Here is a 17,618-nt window from a genome sequence, read left to right as displayed (position 1 = left end):
ACGGCGTCAGGATGTTCGCGAAGACTCAGCCAACGCTGGTGATCTGCCTGCGACGCTGCGTCTCGAAGAACGTGCTCCACGAGGTGACCTCGGGATGCTGGCGCAACAGCGCTCGGCGCTGGCGTTCGGTCATGCCTCCCCAGACCCCGAACTCAACGCGATTGTCGAGTGCATCTGCACCACACTCGAGCTGGACTGGGCAATGACGGCAGATCGTCGCAGCCTTGCGCTGGGCGGCTCCACGGACGAACAGCTGGTCAGGATCGACCTCGCGGCACCGTGCCCTGGCCACCCAGGCCAATCTTGCTTCGTTCTCTACCGTCGCAGCTGCCGCTTTTGCCATTACGATCCCCTGTCTGAAGCACAATATTGACGTCCGCCGCCACATTTAGAACTGAATGTTACGTGTGTCACATTCAATTACGACCAATGTATGGACCACACTTACGCACCGTCAAGACCTGGAATGAAAAAAGTGGCACTCGCGTGCAAACCGAGTGCGTCGATCCGGTCTTTGCGCCGCTCGGTGCCACCTGTTAGGGCCGACGCCACGTATCCTTGCTGGCGTGCCAAAGTCGAAGTCCCTGTCACTGCTCGCGGGATGCTGCGTCCTAGCCGGTGTTCTCGTCGCCGGACTGCTGTTTCCGGTGGCCGGTGGAATCGGTCTGGTGTCGAGCCGGGCCGCGGACACGGTCCAGAACGTGTCGTCGGAACTGCTCGAAGGCACGGTCCCCGAGGTCACCACGATGACGGACGTCACCGGCAAGCCGATCGCGTTCCTCTACGACCAGCGACGAACACAGGTCGGCTACAACGACATCTCGCCTGAGATGATCCGCTCCATCATCTCCATCGAGGACCGGCGTTTCCTCGACCACGACGGGGTGGACTGGAAAGGCACGATCCGCGCGTTCCTCAAGAATTCGTCGTCGGGCGAGGTGCAGCAGGGTGCTTCGACCATCGACCAGCAGTATGTGAAGAACTACCAGCTGCTGGTTCTCGCCCGCACCGACGCCGACCGTCGCGCCGCCACCGAGACCACGCCCGCGCGCAAGCTCAAAGAAGTCCGCATGGCACTCACGCTGGAGGAGAACCTCACCCAGCAGGCAAAGCGGGACAAGAACCTGAGCGACGAGCAGGCCAAGCAAGAAGCCAAGAAAGAAATCGTCACCCGCTACCTGAACGTGGTGCCGTTCGGTAACGGCGCCTACGGCATCGAGGCCGCAGCTCGCACGTACTTCAACAAGGCTGCGAAGGATCTGACGATCCCCGAGTCGGCGATGCTCGCCGGCATGGTGCAGTCGAGTTCGGCACTCGACCCCTACAACAACCCCGATGGTGTGCTCGAACGCCGCAACCTGGTTCTCGACACGCTGATCTCCAACTTCCCGAATCGCGCGGCCGAGTACCAGGCCGCCAAGGAGACCCCGCTCGGCGTGGTCCCCTCCCCGATCACCTTGCCCAACGGCTGCATCTCGGCCGCCGACGCCGGTTTCTTCTGCGATTACGCGTTGAAGTTCCTGGCCGAGAACGGCCTGAGCCGCGAGACGGTCGCCCGCGGCGGCTACACCATCCGCACCACGCTCGATCCCGCCGTCCAGCGGTCGACGCTGACCGGGGTGCAGAACATCACCGACCCCGACCTCGACGGTGTCGCGACTGTCATGAGCGTGATCCGGCCGGGCACCGAGAGCCACGACATCATGTCGATGGCATCGAGTCGCCAGTACGGACTCGACCAGAATGCGAACCAGACCGTGCAGCCTCAGCCGTTCTCGATGGTCGGCGACGGTGCGGGGTCGGTGTTCAAGATCTTCACGGTCGCCGCGGCGATGGAAAAGGGCCTGGGTGCCGGGTCCTCCCTTCAGGTCCCTGCCACCTTCCAGGCGCAGGGCATGGGTAGCAGCGGCGGTGTCAACGGTTGCCCGGCGAACACCTACTGTGTGCGCAACGACGGCCGGTATCCCGCACAGTTGTCGGTGACGCAGGCACTGGCCCAGTCCCCCAACACCGCATTCGTCAAGCTCCTCCAAGACGTCGGGGTGGGACCTGCGGTGGACATCGCCGTACGTCTCGGACTGCGCTCGTACACCAATCCGGGTACCTCCGGCCAGGGCGAGCAGAGCCTGGCCGACTACTTCAAGCAGAACAATCTGGGGTCGTTCACCCTGGGACCCACCGCCATCAACGCACTCGAGCTCTCCAACGTTGCCGCCACGCTGTCTTCGCACGGTGTGTGGTGCCCGCCGAACCCGATTGCATCCATCACGCAACCCAAGCGCGACCGGAACGGCAACCAGGTCCTGGGTGCCGACGGACGGCCTGCGGTGCAAGAGGTCGCGTTCGAGCGTCCGAAGTGCGAGAAGGTCGTCGAACCCGGCCTGGCCGACACCCTCGCCAACGCGATGAGCCAGGACGATCGCGGGTCGGGTACGGCTGCCGGTGCTGCCGGGTCCACCGGATGGAACCTGCCGATGGCAGGCAAGACGGGCACCACAGAGGCCCACCGCTCGTCGGCCTTCGTCGGGTTCACCAACAACCTGGCGGCCGCGACCTACACGTACAACGATTCACCGACCCCGTCGGAGCTGTGCTCGAATCCGCTGCGGCAGTGCGGATACGGCACCCTTTACGGCGGTAGTGAACCGGCACGAACATGGTTCACCGCGATGTTGCCGATCGCCAACAACTTCGGGCCCACAGCACTGCCACCGAACGACCCGACCTATGTGGCCGGTGTGGGCGGCAAAGCTGTTCCGTCGGTTGCGGGAATGACCGCCGACGAGGCCACGAAGCGGATCGAGCAGGCGGGCTTCAGGGTCGCGCGCCTCGATACCGACAGTGCGCAAGCAGTGGGCACCGTGGTGTTCACCGCCCCCGAGGACACGGCGATCCCCGGGAGCACCGTGACCATCTACGTGAGCACCGGGCAGTCGTCCCAGCTCCCCACCCGACGGGCGTCGCCACCCACCACCATCACCGTCCCCGGGGTCGGCCCGATCGTCATCCCGGTACCGGGCGGCTGATTCGCCGGGCAGCCGGATTACTGCAGGCGCGCGCGAATCGCCGATGACAGGCGCTTGCCGTCGGCGCGACCGGCGGCGAGCTTGGTGGCGTGCCCCATCACCTGGCCCATCTGCCTCATGGCCGGCGCCTCACCGGTCTCCTCGGTGACGGCTGCGACAGCTTGGTCGACGATGCCCGCCAGTTCCTCGTCGGACAGTTGCGCGGGTAGGTACCCGGCGATGATCTCGCCCTCGGCGCGTTCCTTCTCTGCCAGTTCCTCGCGATTGTTCTCCGCGAACACCGCGGCCGCCTCTGCACGCTTCTTGCTTTCACGCGCAAGCACTTTCATCACGTCGTCATCGGTCAACTCGCGGGCAGCCTTGCCCGACACCTCTTCGGACTGAATGGCGGCCAAGACCATCCGCAGGGTCCCGGTGACCGTGGTGTTCTTGGCTTTCATGGCAGCGGTCAGATCGGTGCGGATCTGCTCTTTGATCGTGGACATGTGGTCAAACCTACGCCGCCGAGGTCGCCGGTCCGCACCCGTTTTGCGCCTGCGGGCGTATTCTGGCCAGATGCCTCAGGGACGAAAAAGCATCACTCGTCGCACAGATCAACTCGCCGCACTGACCCCGGTCCACGCGATCGCGGGGGTCGCGGCCGCGGGCGCCGCCGGTCTCGCCTATGCGACCTTGATCGAGCGAAACGCGTTTGCGCTGCGACACGAGACCCTGTCGGTTCTCGAGCCCGGCTCCACTTCGCTGCGGGTGCTGCACATCAGCGACCTCCACATGATGCCGGGACAGCGGCTCAAGCAAGCATGGGTTCAGGAGCTCGCCGCGCTGCAGCCCGACCTCGTCATCAACACCGGCGACAACTTGGCCCATCCGCAGTCGGTACCGGCCGTGGTCCAGGCGCTGGGCGATCTGTTGTCGCTTCCCGGGCTCTTCGTGTTCGGGTCCAACGACTACTTCGCGCCCATTCCGAAGAACCCGCTGAAGTACTTCAAGAAAGACCACAAGCGCACCCACGGGGAGCCGCTTCCGTGGCAGGATCTGCGCGCGGCGTTCACCGAGCGTGGCTGGCTCGACGCCACCCACTCGGTGCGTGAACTCGAGGTCGCCGGGGTGCGGGTGGCTGCTGCGGGCGTCGACGATCCGCACATCGGCCGCGACCGCTACGAGACCATCGAGGGACGTCCCAACCCCCTGGCGCATCTGCGCCTGGGTCTGACCCACTCGCCCGAGCCGCGTGTGCTCGACCGGTTCGCCGACGACGGGTACGACCTCGTGATGGCCGGGCACACCCACGGGGGCCAGCTGTGCCTGCCCGGTGTCGGCGCCATCGTGACCAACTGCGACCTCGACCGGTCACGGGTCAAAGGCGTGTCGGCATGGGGTGCGGCGATGAAGCTTCACGTCAGTGCCGGTCTGGGCACCTCGCCGTATGTCCCGGCCCGCTTCTGCTGCCGGCCCGAGGCCACGCTGCTCACCCTCACCCCCGTATCGGCCGGCGACGCCGACTACGAGCAGGAGGGGTCACTGCCTCCGGTGAATGCCGAAGCCAATTGACCGTCATGACCAGGCGATTTAATCCGCTACCGCGGCTGAGGTAAGCTATCGCAGGCTGATTGATCACGGGGTGTGGCGCAGCTTGGTAGCGTGCTTCGTTCGGGACGAAGAGGTCGTGGGTTCGAATCCCGCCACCCCGACATGGAGGAGAAGGGCGAAGCCCGGATCCGACCGATAGGCTGGAGGAGAAGGGCGAAGCCCGGATCCGACCGTTAGATGTGTTGGTTGAGACACAAGCAGTGAGACCCGGCTCTGGGTGACCAGAGCCGGGTTTCCTCGTTTTCAGCCGCCCACTCCCCGATGATGTGTGGTTATTGCGACCGAAAGCCCAGGTCGGCGCCGCCACAACAACACACTTTCGGGCTATGAGCCGCTGTCGTCCAGAACTCCGACCGAGACGCCGTAGGGCAGGAACCGGACTCGCCGTTGCGGGTCCACATTGTCTTTGTGCGCGCGCAGAGCATCGAGTTCTGAGGCGTACACCTGGTCGATGCGAGCCGAACCGTCTTCGGCGACGGTGTAGATGGCCCAGACACCGTCACCGGTGTCGCCCGTGGTCTCACGCGTCGGCGGCGCGGGCTTGGTGCGCTGCGACGCCGTGCTGAACACCGAGTCGCGAAGTAGCGACGCCAGGGGGTTCTCGCCTCCGGATTGAGACATTCCCTTGGCAACCTGGCCCAGCATGTCGCGGAATCCCTCGCCGGCCTCTCTGGCAAAGCGGTCGAAATCCTCGGGCTCGAAGCCGAACGGTCCGTTGGTACTCATTGATCACTCCTGTTGTGCGGTGAGGACTCCAGTGTGCCTGCCCGTTCGAGCAATGGGGAATAGCGTGACATGTCATGTGTTCTATTGAGCGGGCAGACAGCCCGCATCAAGAAGTTAGGAAGTCATCATGGCTCAGCTCACGGGTAAGACAGCCCTCGTCACCGGCGGTACCTCGGGTATCGGACTCGCGTCAGCGCAGCGACTCACAGCCGAGGGCGCCCACGTGTTCATCACCGGCCGCAGTCAAACGGGGATCGATGCGGCCGTGTCGACACTCGGCGCGCAGGCGACCGGGGTTCGCAGCGACGTCACCGACCCCACCGACCTACGGGCCCTCGCGCAAGCCATCGCCGACCGCGGCCGAGGACTCGACATCGTCTTCGCCAATGCAGGCGGCGGCGAGTTTGCCACCCTCGCCGACGAGACACCCGAGCACCTCGCGGACACCCTCAATCGCAACGTCGGCGGAACGGTCTTCACCGTGCAGTCGGTGCTGCCACTGCTGAACGAGGGCGCTTCGGTCGTGCTTGCCGGATCGACCTCTGCTTCTGCAGGGGTCCCCGCCTTCGGCGCGTACGCGGCTTCGAAGGCAGCGATCCGATCGCTCGGACGAACATGGGCGGCCGAACTGGTCGACCGCAAGATCCGCGTCAACACGATTGTTCCGGGGCCGGTCGAGACCCCTGGACTCAAGGGACTCGCATCCGATGGGGAGGAACAGGCGCTGCTCGACGGGATGGCGGCAACAGTGCCGATGCACCGCCTGGGTCAGCCCGACGAGATCGCCGCGGCCGTGCTGTTCCTGGCTTCCGACCAGAGCAGTTTCATGACCGGGTCCGAGGTGTTCGTCGACGGAGGCGCTGAACAGATCTAATCCGGGCAGGGCAGATCTAATCCGGGCGGGGCAGATCTAATCCGGGCGGGGCAACGTGCCCTCACGCAGGATGTTCTCGTAGACGAGCGCGAGGATGTCGGCGAGTTCGGATTCCTGGGCGGTATCGAGGTCGGCGAAGAAGAGTTGCCGGATCCGGGCCACGTGCCGTGGGGCCGCGTTCTTCAACTGTTCCCAGCCGGCCTCGGTCAACACAGCGTCGGTGACGCGTCGATCGACGGCGGATTGGGTCCGCTCGACGATTCCGCGGCGGCTCATCCTCTGCAGGTGATGCGACAGTCGGCTGCGCTCCCACCCGATCGTCGTTGCCAGCTTCGTCAACGGCATACGGTGATTGTCCGCGCCCGACAACGCGTTCATCACGGTGTAGTCACCGAGCGACATACCCAGTTCGGCCTGAAGATGGCTGTTCATCTCGTACTCGAGCCGGTGGTAGACCCTCATGTAGTTCAGCCACGTCCGCTGCTGAGATGGGGTCAACCACTCGCTCGAGGCCACCTCACTCCTTCTCAGGCCCGGTGATGACGGTGTACAGCGCAGAGATCCGACCGTCGGTCACGAGTGCGGCATCGAAACCGGTGGCCACCGGATCTTGCCCGGGAGGACCCAGCTTCCAGGCGAGATGGCCGAAGTTTTGAGCCTTCTGCACGTTGCCGACCTTGCTGAAGACCAGGCCCTGCATACCATCGAGCAGCGTTTGCGCCTTTGCAGCCAGGGCATCTCGCCCCACCGTGACTCCTTCTTCGTCCGTCCAGACGACGTCGTCGGTGTAGGTCTCCATAATCGCTTTCGCGCGCCGCTCTCGATCGGACTCACCGAACACCGCCAGCAAGTTCGCTTCCATCAGCGCAGTCACTTCGTCAGACATGCAGCTCCCTGTGTTCGGCGGGTTTTCCGATGACATGTCACAAAGTACGGCCTGCCTACGAAGCCGGCACGACGCAGGATCCCCATTCGTCAAATGGCGCGAGACGTCCTACCGTAAAAGTCACCGTCGTATGTTTGCCTGAGCCCACAGGCTTCGCACAAAAGCGCATCGGGGTTGTCCGATCCGGACTCCCTCGATGGACTCGGAAATCGTAGGAGGCCGACATGCCGGACCCGGACGTGGACAAACAACAGAACGAGCTGGATCTCGCGCAGCTCGACATCGAGAAGCCGAAGTCCCATGCAGCGGGCGCCACCGCCGTCGCCGTCTCGATGAAACGCGCCCTCGGCCACATGGGGGCGGTCCGGACCGCCAAGACGCTGCTCAAATTGAACCAGGCCGAGGGCTTCGATTGCATGAGCTGCGCCTGGCCGGACCCCGACCCGGGCCATCGCCACGCCGCCGAGTTCTGCGAGAACGGTGCCAAGGCTGTGGCCGAGGAGGGCACCACGAACCGGGCAACTCCGGAGTTCTTCGCCGCACACAGCATCGAGGATCTGTCCGGGCGCACCGAACACTGGCTGGGCCAGCAAGGGCGCATCACTCATCCGATGATCAAGCGTCCCGGCGGAACACATTACGAACCCATCGACTGGGATGACGCCTTCGCGCTCATCGGCGACGAACTCAACGGTCTCGCCTCACCCGACGAAGCCGTCTTCTACACATCGGGCCGGGCCTCGAACGAGTCCGCCTTTGTCTACCAGCTGTTCGCGCGCGCTTTCGGCACCAACAACATGCCCGATTGCTCGAACATGTGTCACGAGTCCACGTCCATCGCACTGCAGGAATCGATCGGGATCGGCAAGGCGAGCGTCACCCTGGACGACGTCTACAACGCTGAGCTGATCATCATCGCCGGCCAGAATCCGGGCACCAACCACCCCCGGATGCTCTCCGCCCTGGAGAAGGCGAAACAGAACGGCGCGAAGATCCTGTCGATCAATCCGCTGCGTGAAGCCGGACTCGTCAACTTCAAGAATCCGCAGACCCCCCGCGGCATGGTCGGGCCGGGCACCGACCTGACCGACATGTTCCTGCCGATCGCCTTGAACGGCGACCTCGCGCTCTTCCAGGCGATCGGATCCCTACTCGTGGAGTGGGACGCACTGGACCACGACTTCATCGACGCGCACACTACCGGTTTCGACGCGTGGCGCGAGCATGTCAGTGCCGTCGACTGGGACGTTGTCACCTCCACCACCGGACTCTCGCGCGCACAGATCACCGAAGCTGCCGAACTCCTGCGGGATTCGAAGGCCACGGTGTTCTGCTGGGCGATGGGACTGACGCAGCATCGTAATGCGGTTGCCACCATCAAAGAGGTCACCAACCTCGCTTTCGCACAGGGCAACATCGGCAAGCCGGGCGCGGGATTGTTCCCCGTGCGGGGGCATTCGAACGTGCAGGGCGACCGCACGATGGGCATCTGGGAACGTCCCCCGCAGCACTTCCTCGACGCCATCCAGAAGGAGTTCGGGTTCGATCCCCCGCGCGAGCACGGGCTCGACACCGTCGACTCCATCCGCGCGATGCGCGACGGCAAGGCGCACTTCTTCCTGGGTCTGGGCGGCAACTTCGCCCAGGCAACCCCGGACAGCGACGTCACGTTCGACGCTCTGCGCAAGGTCCGGATGACCGTGCAGATCTCCACGAAGATCAACCGCGGCCACCTGGTGTGCGGCGAGACCGCGCTGATCCTGCCGACCCTCGGCCGCACGGAGAAGGATGTGCAAGCCAGTGGGCAGCAGTACATCTCGGTAGAGGACTCGACCTGCTCGGTGCACGCCTCGCGTGGACCGCTCCCTCCGGCGAGCCCGCACCTCAAGTCCGAGGTCGCGATCATCACCTCGATCGCCGAAGCCACCATCGGCGACCGGCATGGCATCAATTGGGAAGCCATGCGCGACGACTACCGCAACATCCGAGCGCACATAGCGCAGGTGGTGCCCGGATGCGAAGGCTATGAGGTGAATGTCCGCAGGCCCGGCGGGTTCATCCTGCCGCACCCACCTCGGGACTCCCGAACGTTCGACACCGAGTCGGGTCTCGGCGAGTTCGCCGTCTCCCCCATCGATGTTCTCCAGGTCCCGCCGAATCACCTGATTCTGCAGACACTTCGAAGCCACGACCAGTTCAACACCACCATCTACGGCTTCAGCGACCGGTACCGCGGTATCGAGGGTGGTCGCCGTGTTGTCTTCGTCCACCGCGAAGACATCTCCGCGCTGGGATTTCGGGACGGCGACATCGTCGACATCGTCACCAAATGGGATGACGACGACAACGTGCGGTGTGCGCCCTCGTTCCGGATCGTGGAGTACGCGACGCCACGGGGTTCGGCTGCTGCGTACTATCCCGAGACCAATCCTCTTGTGCCACTGGACTCGACCGCACTGCAGAGCAATTGCCCGACATCGAAGTCGATCATCGTCTCACTGGTTCCGGCCGGCCAGGGCAGAGCCACCGAGAACGCCGCCGATCAGGACTCGACCGGATCGGACTGGAGTCACAAGACCCAACCGCAGCCCGAGCATCTGAGCTGACGCGGGTCCCCGGGGTTGTAAACCGTCGCGCGACGGGGTACACAACTAGAACACGTTCTATTTCGGAGCATGTTCATGTTGAATACCCGGCATTGCGAGGCACACCATGCACACCCCAATCTGTGACGATCTCGGCATCGAGTTCCCCATCTTCGCGTTCACCCACTGCCGCGACGTCGTGGTCGCCGTGAGCAAGGCCGGCGGATTCGGGGTGCTGGGTGCGGTCGGATTCACGCCGGAACAGTTGGAGATCGAACTCAACTGGATCGATGAGCACATCGGTGACCATCCCTATGGCGTCGACATCGTGATCCCCAACAAGTACGAGGGCATGGACTCCAACCTGTCCGCCGAGGAACTCACGTCGATGTTGCAGTCGATGGTCCCGGCCGAAACCCTCGACTTCGGCCGCAAGATCCTTCTCGACCACGGTGTTCCACTGCCCGAGGACGAAGAGAATTCGCTTCAGCTCCTGGGGTGGACCGAGGCCACCGCGACCCCTCAGGTCGAGATCGCGCTCCAGCATCCCAAGGTCAGCCTCATCGCAAATGCCCTCGGCACCCCGCCTGCGGAGATGATCGCCCACCTCCACGAGGCCGGCCGCAAGGTCGCCGCGCTGTGCGGGTCACCCAAGCAGGCCCGCAAGCATGCCGACGCCGGTGTGGACATCATCATCGCCCAGGGCGGCGAGGGTGGCGGCCATTGCGGCGAGGTCGGATCCATCGTCTTGTGGCCGCAGGTGGTCAAAGAGGTTGCGCCGATCCCGGTTCTGGCCGCCGGTGGCATCGGCAGCGGCCAGCAGATCGCGGCCGCCCTCGCTCTCGGCACCCAGGGAGCTTGGACGGGTTCGCAGTGGCTGATGGTCGAGGAGTCGGAGAACACTGCCGTGCAGCAGGCCGCCTACGTGTCGGCCAGCAGCCGTGACACCGTTCGCAGCCGGTCCTTCACGGGCAAGCCCTGCCGGATGTTGCGCAACGACTGGACCGAGGCCTGGGAAAAGCCGGAGAACCCCGAACCACTCGGAATGCCGTTGCAGTACATGGTGTCCGGGATGGCGGTTGCCGCAACACACCGCTACCCGGACCAGACCGTGGACGTTGCCTTCAATCCCGTCGGCCAGGTGGTCGGGCAGTTCACCAAGGTGGAGAAGTCCGCCGCGGTCATCGAACGGTGGGTTCAGGAATACCTGGACGCCACAACAACTCTGGACCAACTCAACGCACTGACCTGAGGCTCGGCGGACGTCGCCTACGGCTGGACCCCGGCCGTGGGCACGTCCGCGAAGTGGGCCTCGATGATCGCACGTACGGTGCGTCGACACCTGCCGCAGTCATGACCGGCACCGCAGGCTTTGGCGACCTCTTTGGAGGTACGCGCACCGTCGGCCACGGCCTGCTCGACGACGTGACTCGTAACTCCTTGGCACAGACACACATACATGACGAAGTCCGATACCTAGGCTTGCAACTGCAGTTCCAGTATCCGCTGCAGCTTGCCCACGAACAGCGGCGGATACACCCCGACTCCCGCACCGGACATCCATTCGGCAGCAGCGTCAGGCTGTTCCACCCAGGCGGTCGCGTGCTCTTCGGTGTCGAGCTCCTGCAAGATCATGACCTCGTTCCGGTCATCGAACGCCCGGTAGATCCAGACACGCCGGACTCCTGCAGCGATGAACCTCCGCAGGCTGCCCCGAACCTTCGCCAGAAGAACATCCACGTTGTCGATCGGAGCGATCGCAGCGACGATGATGCCTGTGTGGTCAGTCGGCTCGTCCACCAGATCGATCTTCTCGACAACCTCACCCGCGAACAAAGGAGGAATCTCCTCCACGCCGGCCGCGTCGAACCAATCCATGACCGCAGGATTGCGGAGCAGCTTGTCGATGGATCCCCGGTCGTGCAACCCCAGCGTGGCGAAGACGCGCCGCGGGTCATGCAGCCCGCTGTAGACCACCATGTGATGGGCACCCAGCTTCGCGAGCGAGTCGTTGTTCGCAGACAGAACATCAACGATTCCCTCGTCGCTCGGGAGCGAGAAGTCCGAGGCCAGGATTCGGGAGTGCTGGGTCATTGATCCATCCTGTCGCCGAGGTCCCGTCGTTGTCACCAAAACAGCATCGTACCGAGATAAATTGATTCCGGACGCGTGTGTTGCACAGCCCCTCCGGGACCAGCCCTCCCGTTGGCGACACGACGTGCTCTTCGATGTGAGGAGATTTCATGCAAGGAGATCCAGAAGTTCTCAAACTGCTCAACGAGCAACTGACCAGCGAACTGACCGCCATCAACCAGTACTTCCTGCACTCGAAGATGCAGGACAGCTGGGGGTACACGGAGATTGCCGCACAGACCCGTGCCGAGTCGTTCGAGGAGATGAACCACGCCGAGGCACTCACCGACCGGATCCTGCTGCTGGACGGATTGCCCAATTACCAACGGCTGTTCTCGCTCAAGGTGGGCCAGACGTTGCGTGAGCAGTTCGAGAGTGACCTGCAGATCGAACTCGACGTGGTCGCACGCCTCAAGCCCGGAATCGTGATGTGCCGCGACAAGCAGGATTCGACCAGCGCGATCCTGCTCGAGAAGATCCTGGCCGACGAGGAAGGTCACGTCGACTACTTGCAGACGCAGCTCGAACTGATGAACACGTTGGGCGACCAGCTGTACCTGGCCCAGTGCGTGGCCCGTCCGCCCAAGTGATCTCTGGCGGGTGTGGGGACGTCGACTCCCGAGAACCCGACGGTTCTCACACCCGCTGACCGCACGCGCCCGCACGGTCGACTACAAGCCGGATTCGACTGTGCTCCCGCCAGTTTCATCAATCTGGACGCCCGACAGACGCTCCCGACGGACCGATCGGTACGGAGCCGAGCCCCTGCGACGGTGCCGGTGATGCGTGACACGGCTGGTAGGTTCCTCATTGTCCCGGCAGATTTACCGTGAGGAATTGATGTTCAAGAAGGCCGCCACACTCATTGCAACTCTGTGCGCGCTCGTCGCACTGACAGCACTGGGGGTGTCCACCGCTTCAGCTGCGCCCGCAAAGGCCAACATCGGGGGCGGGACGGGAATCTTGGTGGACAAGGACAAGGGCACAGCGAGCGCCTGCACACTGACTGCCATCGGCCGCGACCAGAACAACATCTTGGTGGGTCTCACCGCAGGTCACTGTGGCCCCGCCGGCAAGGCAGTGTTCGTCGAAGCCGCCCAAGGACTCGGACCGGTCGGCCAGGTCACCTTCACGCACCGTGACCTCGATTACGCGATCATCCGATTCGATTCAGCGAAGGTGAACCCCGTTCAGCGCGTCGGCGGCGTGACCATCCGTGGCATCCGCACGCAGGCCCCCACTTTCCCGGAGATCGGCTGCAAACAGGGACGCACCACCGCCAACACCTGTGGCATCACGTGGTTCTCGGACGGCTCGGCGCACACCAGCCAGATCTGCGTGGTCGAGGGAGACTCGGGTAGCCCCGTGGTGGTCGGCGACCGACTCGTCGGCATGGTCAATGCCTACTACTTCATCGGATGCATCGGGCCGGAGACCGGCACGAACATCAAACCGATCCTCGATGACCTGCCGGCGCGCGGCATCACCGCATTCCACGTCGTCTGACCCCGGACTTACTCGGCGAGTGACTTCCGACGTGCTTCTAGCGGCGCGTCAGGGTTTCCAACTCGTCGCGCACCCGTGCGGAATCGGGGCCGTATTCGGCGTCCAATCCGAACGGGGCGCGCGGTAGGTGTGCCGTCTTCTTGGCGTTCTCGTGGAACGCGATGAAGGCGATGATCAGGACTGGGATGAAGATGATTGCGATTTCCATGTCTGAAACTATGCGCCCGAACAGATAGTGCCACCACTGGCTGTTTTGCCAGTCTTCGCATATTTTCTGCCATACTGGTCGGCATGCTCCGCTCCGTCGCCGTGATCCTGCAAGAGCCCGTCGCCGCCTTCGAGTACGGCGTGGTCAGCGAGGTATTCGGCGTGGACCGCACCGACGAGGGCGTACCGAAGTTCGACTACCGCGTGTGCGGTATCGAACCGGGCAAACCGCTGAACTTCACGACGGGCGCCCAGGTCATTCCGCAGTACGGGCTCGAAGCGTGCGCCGATGCGGACCTGGTGGCGATACCGGCCGGGCAGGTCCGGACCGACTTCCCCGAGGCGGTCCTCGATGTACTCCGGGCAGCCGACGCTCGAGGCGCATACATATTGTCGGTTTGCACGGGCTCGTTTGTCGTCGCCGCCGCAGGCCTGCTCGGCGGCCGGTCGGCGAGCACCCACTGGAAGTACGGCAAGGAGATGTCCGAGCTGTTCCCAGACGTCGACGTGAACACCGATGTGCTGTACGTCCAAGAGGGCAACATCATCACCAGCGCTGGTACAGCAGCCGGCATCGACGCCAGTCTGCACCTGGTCCGCACCGAACACGGGCCGACGATTGCGAACAAGATCGCCCGCCGCATGGTGGTTCCTCCGCAACGCGAAGGCGGGCAGCGGCAGTTCGTGAAAGCGCCTGTGCCGGAATGTGATGAGGACGGATTCGGTCGCGTGCTCAACTGGATGCTGCGCAATCTGAAGCAGGACATCTCGATCGCGGACATGGCCACCAAAGCACACATGTCCCCACGCACTTTTGCCCGCAGGTTCGCCGACGAAGTGGGCACCAGCCCGTTGCGCTGGCTCACCGAGCAGCGGGTCCTCGCCGCGCAGAGTCTGCTGGAAACCACCGATCTCGGCATCGAGGAAGTTGCCCGTCAGGTCGGCTTCAGTTCGGCGACCCTGCTGCGACACCATTTCTCGGCCATCGTCGGTATCACGCCCACTGCGTTCCGCGTCCGCTTCGGTTGCGCCAGCTGAACCACGAGCTGTCCGTGTCTACGATGTGTGCACCGGCAATACGGACATCGACAGCGGGGGTTTGCAGACATCATGACCAACGATCCGGGTGACGCTTCCGGCTCACGTCCCGACCTGACCAAGGCTGACCGCCGGCTCGGCGACGGCGCGCAACCCACGCAGCACTTCGCCGCACCCGCCGACCCTCACCACCCCGGTCACGTCGACCAGAGTGGATTCAATCCGTACCCGCCTGCCCAGCCCGCCGATCAGTTCATGCCGTACCCACCGCCGTATCAGCCGAGCGCACAGCAATTTTCGCAACCCACCCAGTACGGGAACACTCAGTACGGGACCCCGCAGTTCGGCGCTCCGCAGTTCGGGGTGCCGCAGTTCGGGGCGTCGACGCCGGGCTTTGATCCCAAGCCGGTTGCGGTCGGGCTCACGCGCGCCTTCGGTGCCGCAGCGCTCGTCGGGGCCCTACTCATCGTTGTCTACGGATGGCTGACCTGGGCGTCCTTCGAGCCGAAGACGAGCAGCGGCCCGCGAGCCTCGGTCAACGGATGGGGGCAGGTGTTCGAAGCAGGCGAACCGGTTGATCTGGGATCGGGGGCGAGCGGAGCGCCCTATGCCGGAGTGTTCCTTCCGCTCTTTGTACTACCCGTCGCCGTTCTGGGCCTGCTGATTCTCTGCAACATAGGCCGTTTCGGCAATTCGATCGCCGTCTTTGTTTTGTCGGTTCTGCACCTGCTGCTGGCGATCATCTTCTTGGCAGCGCCGAGCATCTGCATCTTGTTCGAGTCGGACATCGAGTCCGAGGTCTTCGAGGCGACCAACAATTTCTCGACAGGTCCGGGCGCCGTGCTCGCCACCCTGACCCTGCTGGTGGTCACCGCGACGAGCCTCGCCGGCATCGTGTTGGGCCGCAGAAGGGCACACGTGCAAGCGCCGACGTACGGCTATCAGCCCTACTGACGTCTGCCGAACACCGATCAGATCTCGCCGACAATGGGTTCGCCTCAGTCGGTGGAGCTTTCGGGCTCGTCGCTGTACGAGTCCGCAAACGAAATCCGCGGCATGCTGGTTGCCGCGTACAGCGTCAGCCCCAGAAACACCAAGAAGGTCAGAGCGAAACCGGCTGCGACAGCGGCCAACCCGTAGTGCACTACGTCAGTGACGATTCCACCTCCGTCGCGGACCCAAAGTGCACCGAACGCCGCGAGGACGGCACCCAACAGGGCCCACGCCGCGCCCCGCGCTCGTGGCCCGACCGTGGATGCGTAGAACAACCGCTCGTAGATCGCCGTCTCGAACTCGTCGATCGCCGCCGCCCGAACCGGATCCTGGCCTGCGATCGTCCGCAGTTTCACCGCAAGATCGACGTCATGGTCCAGCCGAGCCGCCTCGTTCTGCCTGTACCGGACATACAGGCCGATACCGAACACCACCGCGATGAGAAAAATCCCGACACCTACCGCACCCCACGACGCATCATTCACGCCGGTCACGTTACGGCAGCCGACCAGCGCTCACGTCCGTCTGGTCGAACCCATCGGGCATTCCGGCTGCGCTCGGCGGCGCAGCACGACGAACCATGTGTGCGGACGTCAGTCGAACCGAGGATTCGGGCTGTTCACCTGGGTTGCTGGTGCCTACGATATGTCAGTCATCGCTCAGCACGCTTGAACTCAGAGGACGCACAACATGGCCGAGTTATTCGGATTGACCAAACGCGTGGTCGAGGCACGGCTCAACAACACATCCATCAAAGCCGTCAGCGGGTCGATGGTCTCGTACCAGGGGCAGGTTGAGTTCAAGGCAGCCGGATTCGGCGGCGGAGCGGGTGTGCTCGCCGGCCTCAAACAGAAAGCCACCGGTGAATCGCTCAAACTGATGGAGTGCACGGGCAATGGCCTGGTCCACCTCGCGATCGGCGCTCAGTACACAGCGGTGTTGCAGCTGAACAACGAGACGATCCAGGTGGAGTCGCGGCAGTTGCTGGCGATGGCCGGTAATCTTCAAACCAATGTCCAGTTCTCGGGACTCGGCGGAATGTCCAGCGGGCAAGGTCTTTTCACCACGACGGTGTCGGGCACGGGTCAGGTTGCCTTGCTTTCGGCCGGCGGTCCTTTGATTCATCTCGAGGTGAGCCCGAACATGCCTCTGGTGGTCGACCCGGATGCGTTTGTGTCTGCCAAAGGTCAACTGCAGCAATCGTTTGTCACCGACGTCAGCTGGCGGTCGATGATTGGCCAGGACGGCGGCGAGGCGTTCTCGCTGCGGTGGCAGGGTCAGGGTGTTGTGTCCATCCAGCCGGCGGAACGGTGAGTGCAATGGTCTTTGAAAAAGTGAACTCGAAAGTGGTCAAGGTCAACATCGGTCACGCCGGTGGCGTGGTCGCGCGTAAGGGCGCGATGCTCTTCTACACCGGTCAGGTGCACTTCTCGCCGCACCAGATTCCAGGCGCAGGAGGGGGTGGCATGCCGGGAATGGGCGGTATGGGTGCCGTCGCGGGCATGGCGGGTCGGATGATGCGCGGCGAGCACGAGGCCACGATGCTCGCGCAGGGAAATGGCGACGTGCACTACGGATTTGCCGGTCTCGCCGTCCATGTCATCGACATGCCCCAGGGAGGAACGGTTACCGCTGATGCATCGCGCACGCTCGGCTACACGTCGGGTCTGCAGGCGTCGATTGTCTCGATGACCTCGCAGGGCGGCGGCGGGGGCGGCGGTCGAGGCGGCGGAATCATGGGTGCGCTACGCGGAGCTGCCACCGGTGCGTTGACCGGCGACGGAATGTTCACCACCCAACTCCAGGGCATGGGCTCGGTTGTGTTGTTGGCTCACGGTGAGGTGTTGGAGATCCAGGTCGGCGGCCAGTATCCGGTGATCGTGGATCCGCAGGCCTTTGTCGGCACGTTCGGCAACGTCCAAACGCAGCTCAAATCGACGATGGGCTGGCGTGACGCGGTCGGCCGCGGCGCCGGCGAGGCCATGCAGTTGCAGTGTCAGGGCCAAGGAACCGTTTTCGTCCAAGCATCCGAACAGAAGCTGTAGAGGAAAAGC

Annotated in this window: 20 protein-coding genes and 1 tRNA gene; 12 read left to right on the top strand and 9 right to left on the bottom strand. The window is 63.9% G+C overall.

Translation table 11 applies throughout. From position 1 onward, the window contains the following. Window positions 1-25: 25 nt before the first annotated feature. Window positions 26-343 (bottom strand): WhiB family transcriptional regulator, encoded by a 318-nt coding sequence (locus CSW57_RS01590; RefSeq protein WP_030169006.1) that lies wholly within the window; start codon window positions 341-343, stop codon window positions 26-28. 223 nt (window positions 344-566) lie between these two features. Between CSW57_RS01590 and CSW57_RS01585 the strand changes: the two genes are divergently transcribed. Next, window positions 567-3,026, top strand: a complete 2,460-nt coding sequence (locus tag CSW57_RS01585) for a penicillin-binding protein (protein WP_099381166.1) — start codon at window positions 567-569, stop codon at window positions 3,024-3,026. Window positions 3,027-3,043: 17 nt separating this feature from the next. Here the strand turns inward: CSW57_RS01585 and CSW57_RS01580 are convergent, their stop codons facing one another. Then, the gene (locus tag CSW57_RS01580) at window positions 3,044-3,511 is read right to left on the bottom strand and encodes a GatB/YqeY domain-containing protein (protein ID WP_099381165.1); all 468 of its coding nucleotides are present in this window, start codon (window positions 3,509-3,511) and stop codon (window positions 3,044-3,046) included. A gap of 70 nt (window positions 3,512-3,581) precedes the next feature. On the opposite strand from CSW57_RS01580, the gene CSW57_RS01575 reads away from it, so the two are divergent. Both CSW57_RS01575 and CSW57_RS01570 read left to right on the top strand, forming a co-directional pair. Next, window positions 3,582-4,577, top strand: a complete 996-nt coding sequence (locus CSW57_RS01575; protein ID WP_099381164.1) for a metallophosphoesterase — start codon at window positions 3,582-3,584, stop codon at window positions 4,575-4,577. A gap of 66 nt (window positions 4,578-4,643) precedes the next feature. Then, window positions 4,644-4,717 (top strand) — tRNA-Pro (locus tag CSW57_RS01570). Window positions 4,718-4,940: 223 nt separating this feature from the next. Here CSW57_RS01570 and CSW57_RS01565 read toward each other — a convergent pair. Continuing rightward, a complete protein-coding gene (locus tag CSW57_RS01565; protein WP_099381163.1) occupies window positions 4,941-5,342 on the bottom strand; it encodes a hypothetical protein in 402 nt (133 codons plus the stop codon). A gap of 127 nt (window positions 5,343-5,469) precedes the next feature. On the opposite strand from CSW57_RS01565, the gene CSW57_RS01560 reads away from it, so the two are divergent. Next, window positions 5,470-6,216, top strand: coding sequence for an SDR family oxidoreductase (locus CSW57_RS01560; protein ID WP_099381162.1), 747 nt, complete (start codon window positions 5,470-5,472; stop codon window positions 6,214-6,216). A gap of 36 nt (window positions 6,217-6,252) precedes the next feature. Here the strand turns inward: CSW57_RS01560 and CSW57_RS01555 are convergent, their stop codons facing one another. Then, window positions 6,253-6,732: a MarR family winged helix-turn-helix transcriptional regulator gene (locus CSW57_RS01555; RefSeq protein WP_099381161.1), complete on the bottom strand. Its 480-nt coding sequence runs from the start codon at window positions 6,730-6,732 to the stop codon at window positions 6,253-6,255. 1 nt (window position 6,733) lies between these two features. Beyond that, on the bottom strand, window positions 6,734-7,102 hold the full coding sequence (locus CSW57_RS01550) for a nuclear transport factor 2 family protein (protein WP_223248985.1): 369 nt from the start codon (window positions 7,100-7,102) through the stop codon (window positions 6,734-6,736). A 224-nt stretch (window positions 7,103-7,326) separates the two neighbouring features. On the opposite strand from CSW57_RS01550, the gene CSW57_RS01545 reads away from it, so the two are divergent. Further along, window positions 7,327-9,708, top strand: a complete 2,382-nt coding sequence (locus tag CSW57_RS01545) for an FdhF/YdeP family oxidoreductase (RefSeq protein ID WP_099381160.1) — start codon at window positions 7,327-7,329, stop codon at window positions 9,706-9,708. A 106-nt stretch (window positions 9,709-9,814) separates the two neighbouring features. Further along, entirely contained in the window at window positions 9,815-10,939 is a 1,125-nt protein-coding gene (locus tag CSW57_RS01540) for a nitronate monooxygenase (protein ID WP_099381159.1), read from the top strand. Between the two features lie 17 nt (window positions 10,940-10,956). On the opposite strand, the gene CSW57_RS01535 is transcribed toward CSW57_RS01540, so the two are convergent. Together CSW57_RS01535 and CSW57_RS01530 are read right to left on the bottom strand one after the other, a co-directional pair. Then, window positions 10,957-11,148 (bottom strand): (2Fe-2S)-binding protein, encoded by a 192-nt coding sequence (locus CSW57_RS01535; protein WP_099381158.1) that lies wholly within the window; start codon window positions 11,146-11,148, stop codon window positions 10,957-10,959. Between the two features lie 15 nt (window positions 11,149-11,163). Continuing rightward, the gene (locus tag CSW57_RS01530; protein ID WP_099381157.1) at window positions 11,164-11,781 is read right to left on the bottom strand and encodes a fatty-acid--CoA ligase; all 618 of its coding nucleotides are present in this window, start codon (window positions 11,779-11,781) and stop codon (window positions 11,164-11,166) included. A gap of 149 nt (window positions 11,782-11,930) precedes the next feature. On the opposite strand from CSW57_RS01530, the gene bfr reads away from it, so the two are divergent. Then, a complete protein-coding gene (gene bfr / locus CSW57_RS01525) occupies window positions 11,931-12,410 on the top strand; it encodes a bacterioferritin (RefSeq protein WP_023956474.1) in 480 nt (159 codons plus the stop codon). 250 nt (window positions 12,411-12,660) lie between these two features. Beyond that, window positions 12,661-13,326 carry a peptidase S1 family protein gene (locus CSW57_RS01520; protein ID WP_099381156.1) on the top strand — a complete coding sequence of 222 codons (666 nt, stop codon included), beginning with the start codon at window positions 12,661-12,663 and terminating at the stop codon, window positions 13,324-13,326. A 37-nt stretch (window positions 13,327-13,363) separates the two neighbouring features. On the opposite strand, the gene CSW57_RS24365 is transcribed toward CSW57_RS01520, so the two are convergent. Beyond that, the gene (locus tag CSW57_RS24365) at window positions 13,364-13,534 is read right to left on the bottom strand and encodes a hypothetical protein (RefSeq protein ID WP_189339101.1); all 171 of its coding nucleotides are present in this window, start codon (window positions 13,532-13,534) and stop codon (window positions 13,364-13,366) included. Between the two features lie 83 nt (window positions 13,535-13,617). On the opposite strand from CSW57_RS24365, the gene CSW57_RS01515 reads away from it, so the two are divergent. Together CSW57_RS01515 and CSW57_RS01510 are read left to right on the top strand one after the other, a co-directional pair. Next, the gene (locus CSW57_RS01515) at window positions 13,618-14,571 is read left to right on the top strand and encodes a GlxA family transcriptional regulator (protein ID WP_099381155.1); all 954 of its coding nucleotides are present in this window, start codon (window positions 13,618-13,620) and stop codon (window positions 14,569-14,571) included. A 72-nt stretch (window positions 14,572-14,643) separates the two neighbouring features. Then, a complete protein-coding gene (locus CSW57_RS01510; protein WP_099381154.1) occupies window positions 14,644-15,525 on the top strand; it encodes a hypothetical protein in 882 nt (293 codons plus the stop codon). 44 nt (window positions 15,526-15,569) lie between these two features. Here the strand turns inward: CSW57_RS01510 and CSW57_RS01505 are convergent, their stop codons facing one another. Then, window positions 15,570-16,049, bottom strand: a complete 480-nt coding sequence (locus tag CSW57_RS01505; protein ID WP_223248984.1) for a hypothetical protein — start codon at window positions 16,047-16,049, stop codon at window positions 15,570-15,572. A 205-nt stretch (window positions 16,050-16,254) separates the two neighbouring features. Here CSW57_RS01505 and CSW57_RS01500 point away from each other — a divergent pair, with 205 nt between their 5' ends. Together CSW57_RS01500 and CSW57_RS01495 are read left to right on the top strand one after the other, a co-directional pair. After that, window positions 16,255-16,878, top strand: coding sequence for an AIM24 family protein (locus CSW57_RS01500; RefSeq protein ID WP_099381153.1), 624 nt, complete (start codon window positions 16,255-16,257; stop codon window positions 16,876-16,878). A gap of 5 nt (window positions 16,879-16,883) precedes the next feature. After that, window positions 16,884-17,609 carry an AIM24 family protein gene (locus CSW57_RS01495; RefSeq protein ID WP_099381152.1) on the top strand — a complete coding sequence of 242 codons (726 nt, stop codon included), beginning with the start codon at window positions 16,884-16,886 and terminating at the stop codon, window positions 17,607-17,609. Window positions 17,610-17,618 lie beyond the last annotated feature (9 nt).

This window comes from Williamsia muralis (assembly GCF_002735905.1).
Classification (GTDB): Bacteria; Actinomycetota; Actinomycetes; order Mycobacteriales; family Mycobacteriaceae; genus Williamsia; species Williamsia muralis_A.
This window is presented reverse-complemented; position numbering and strand designations above follow the sequence as displayed.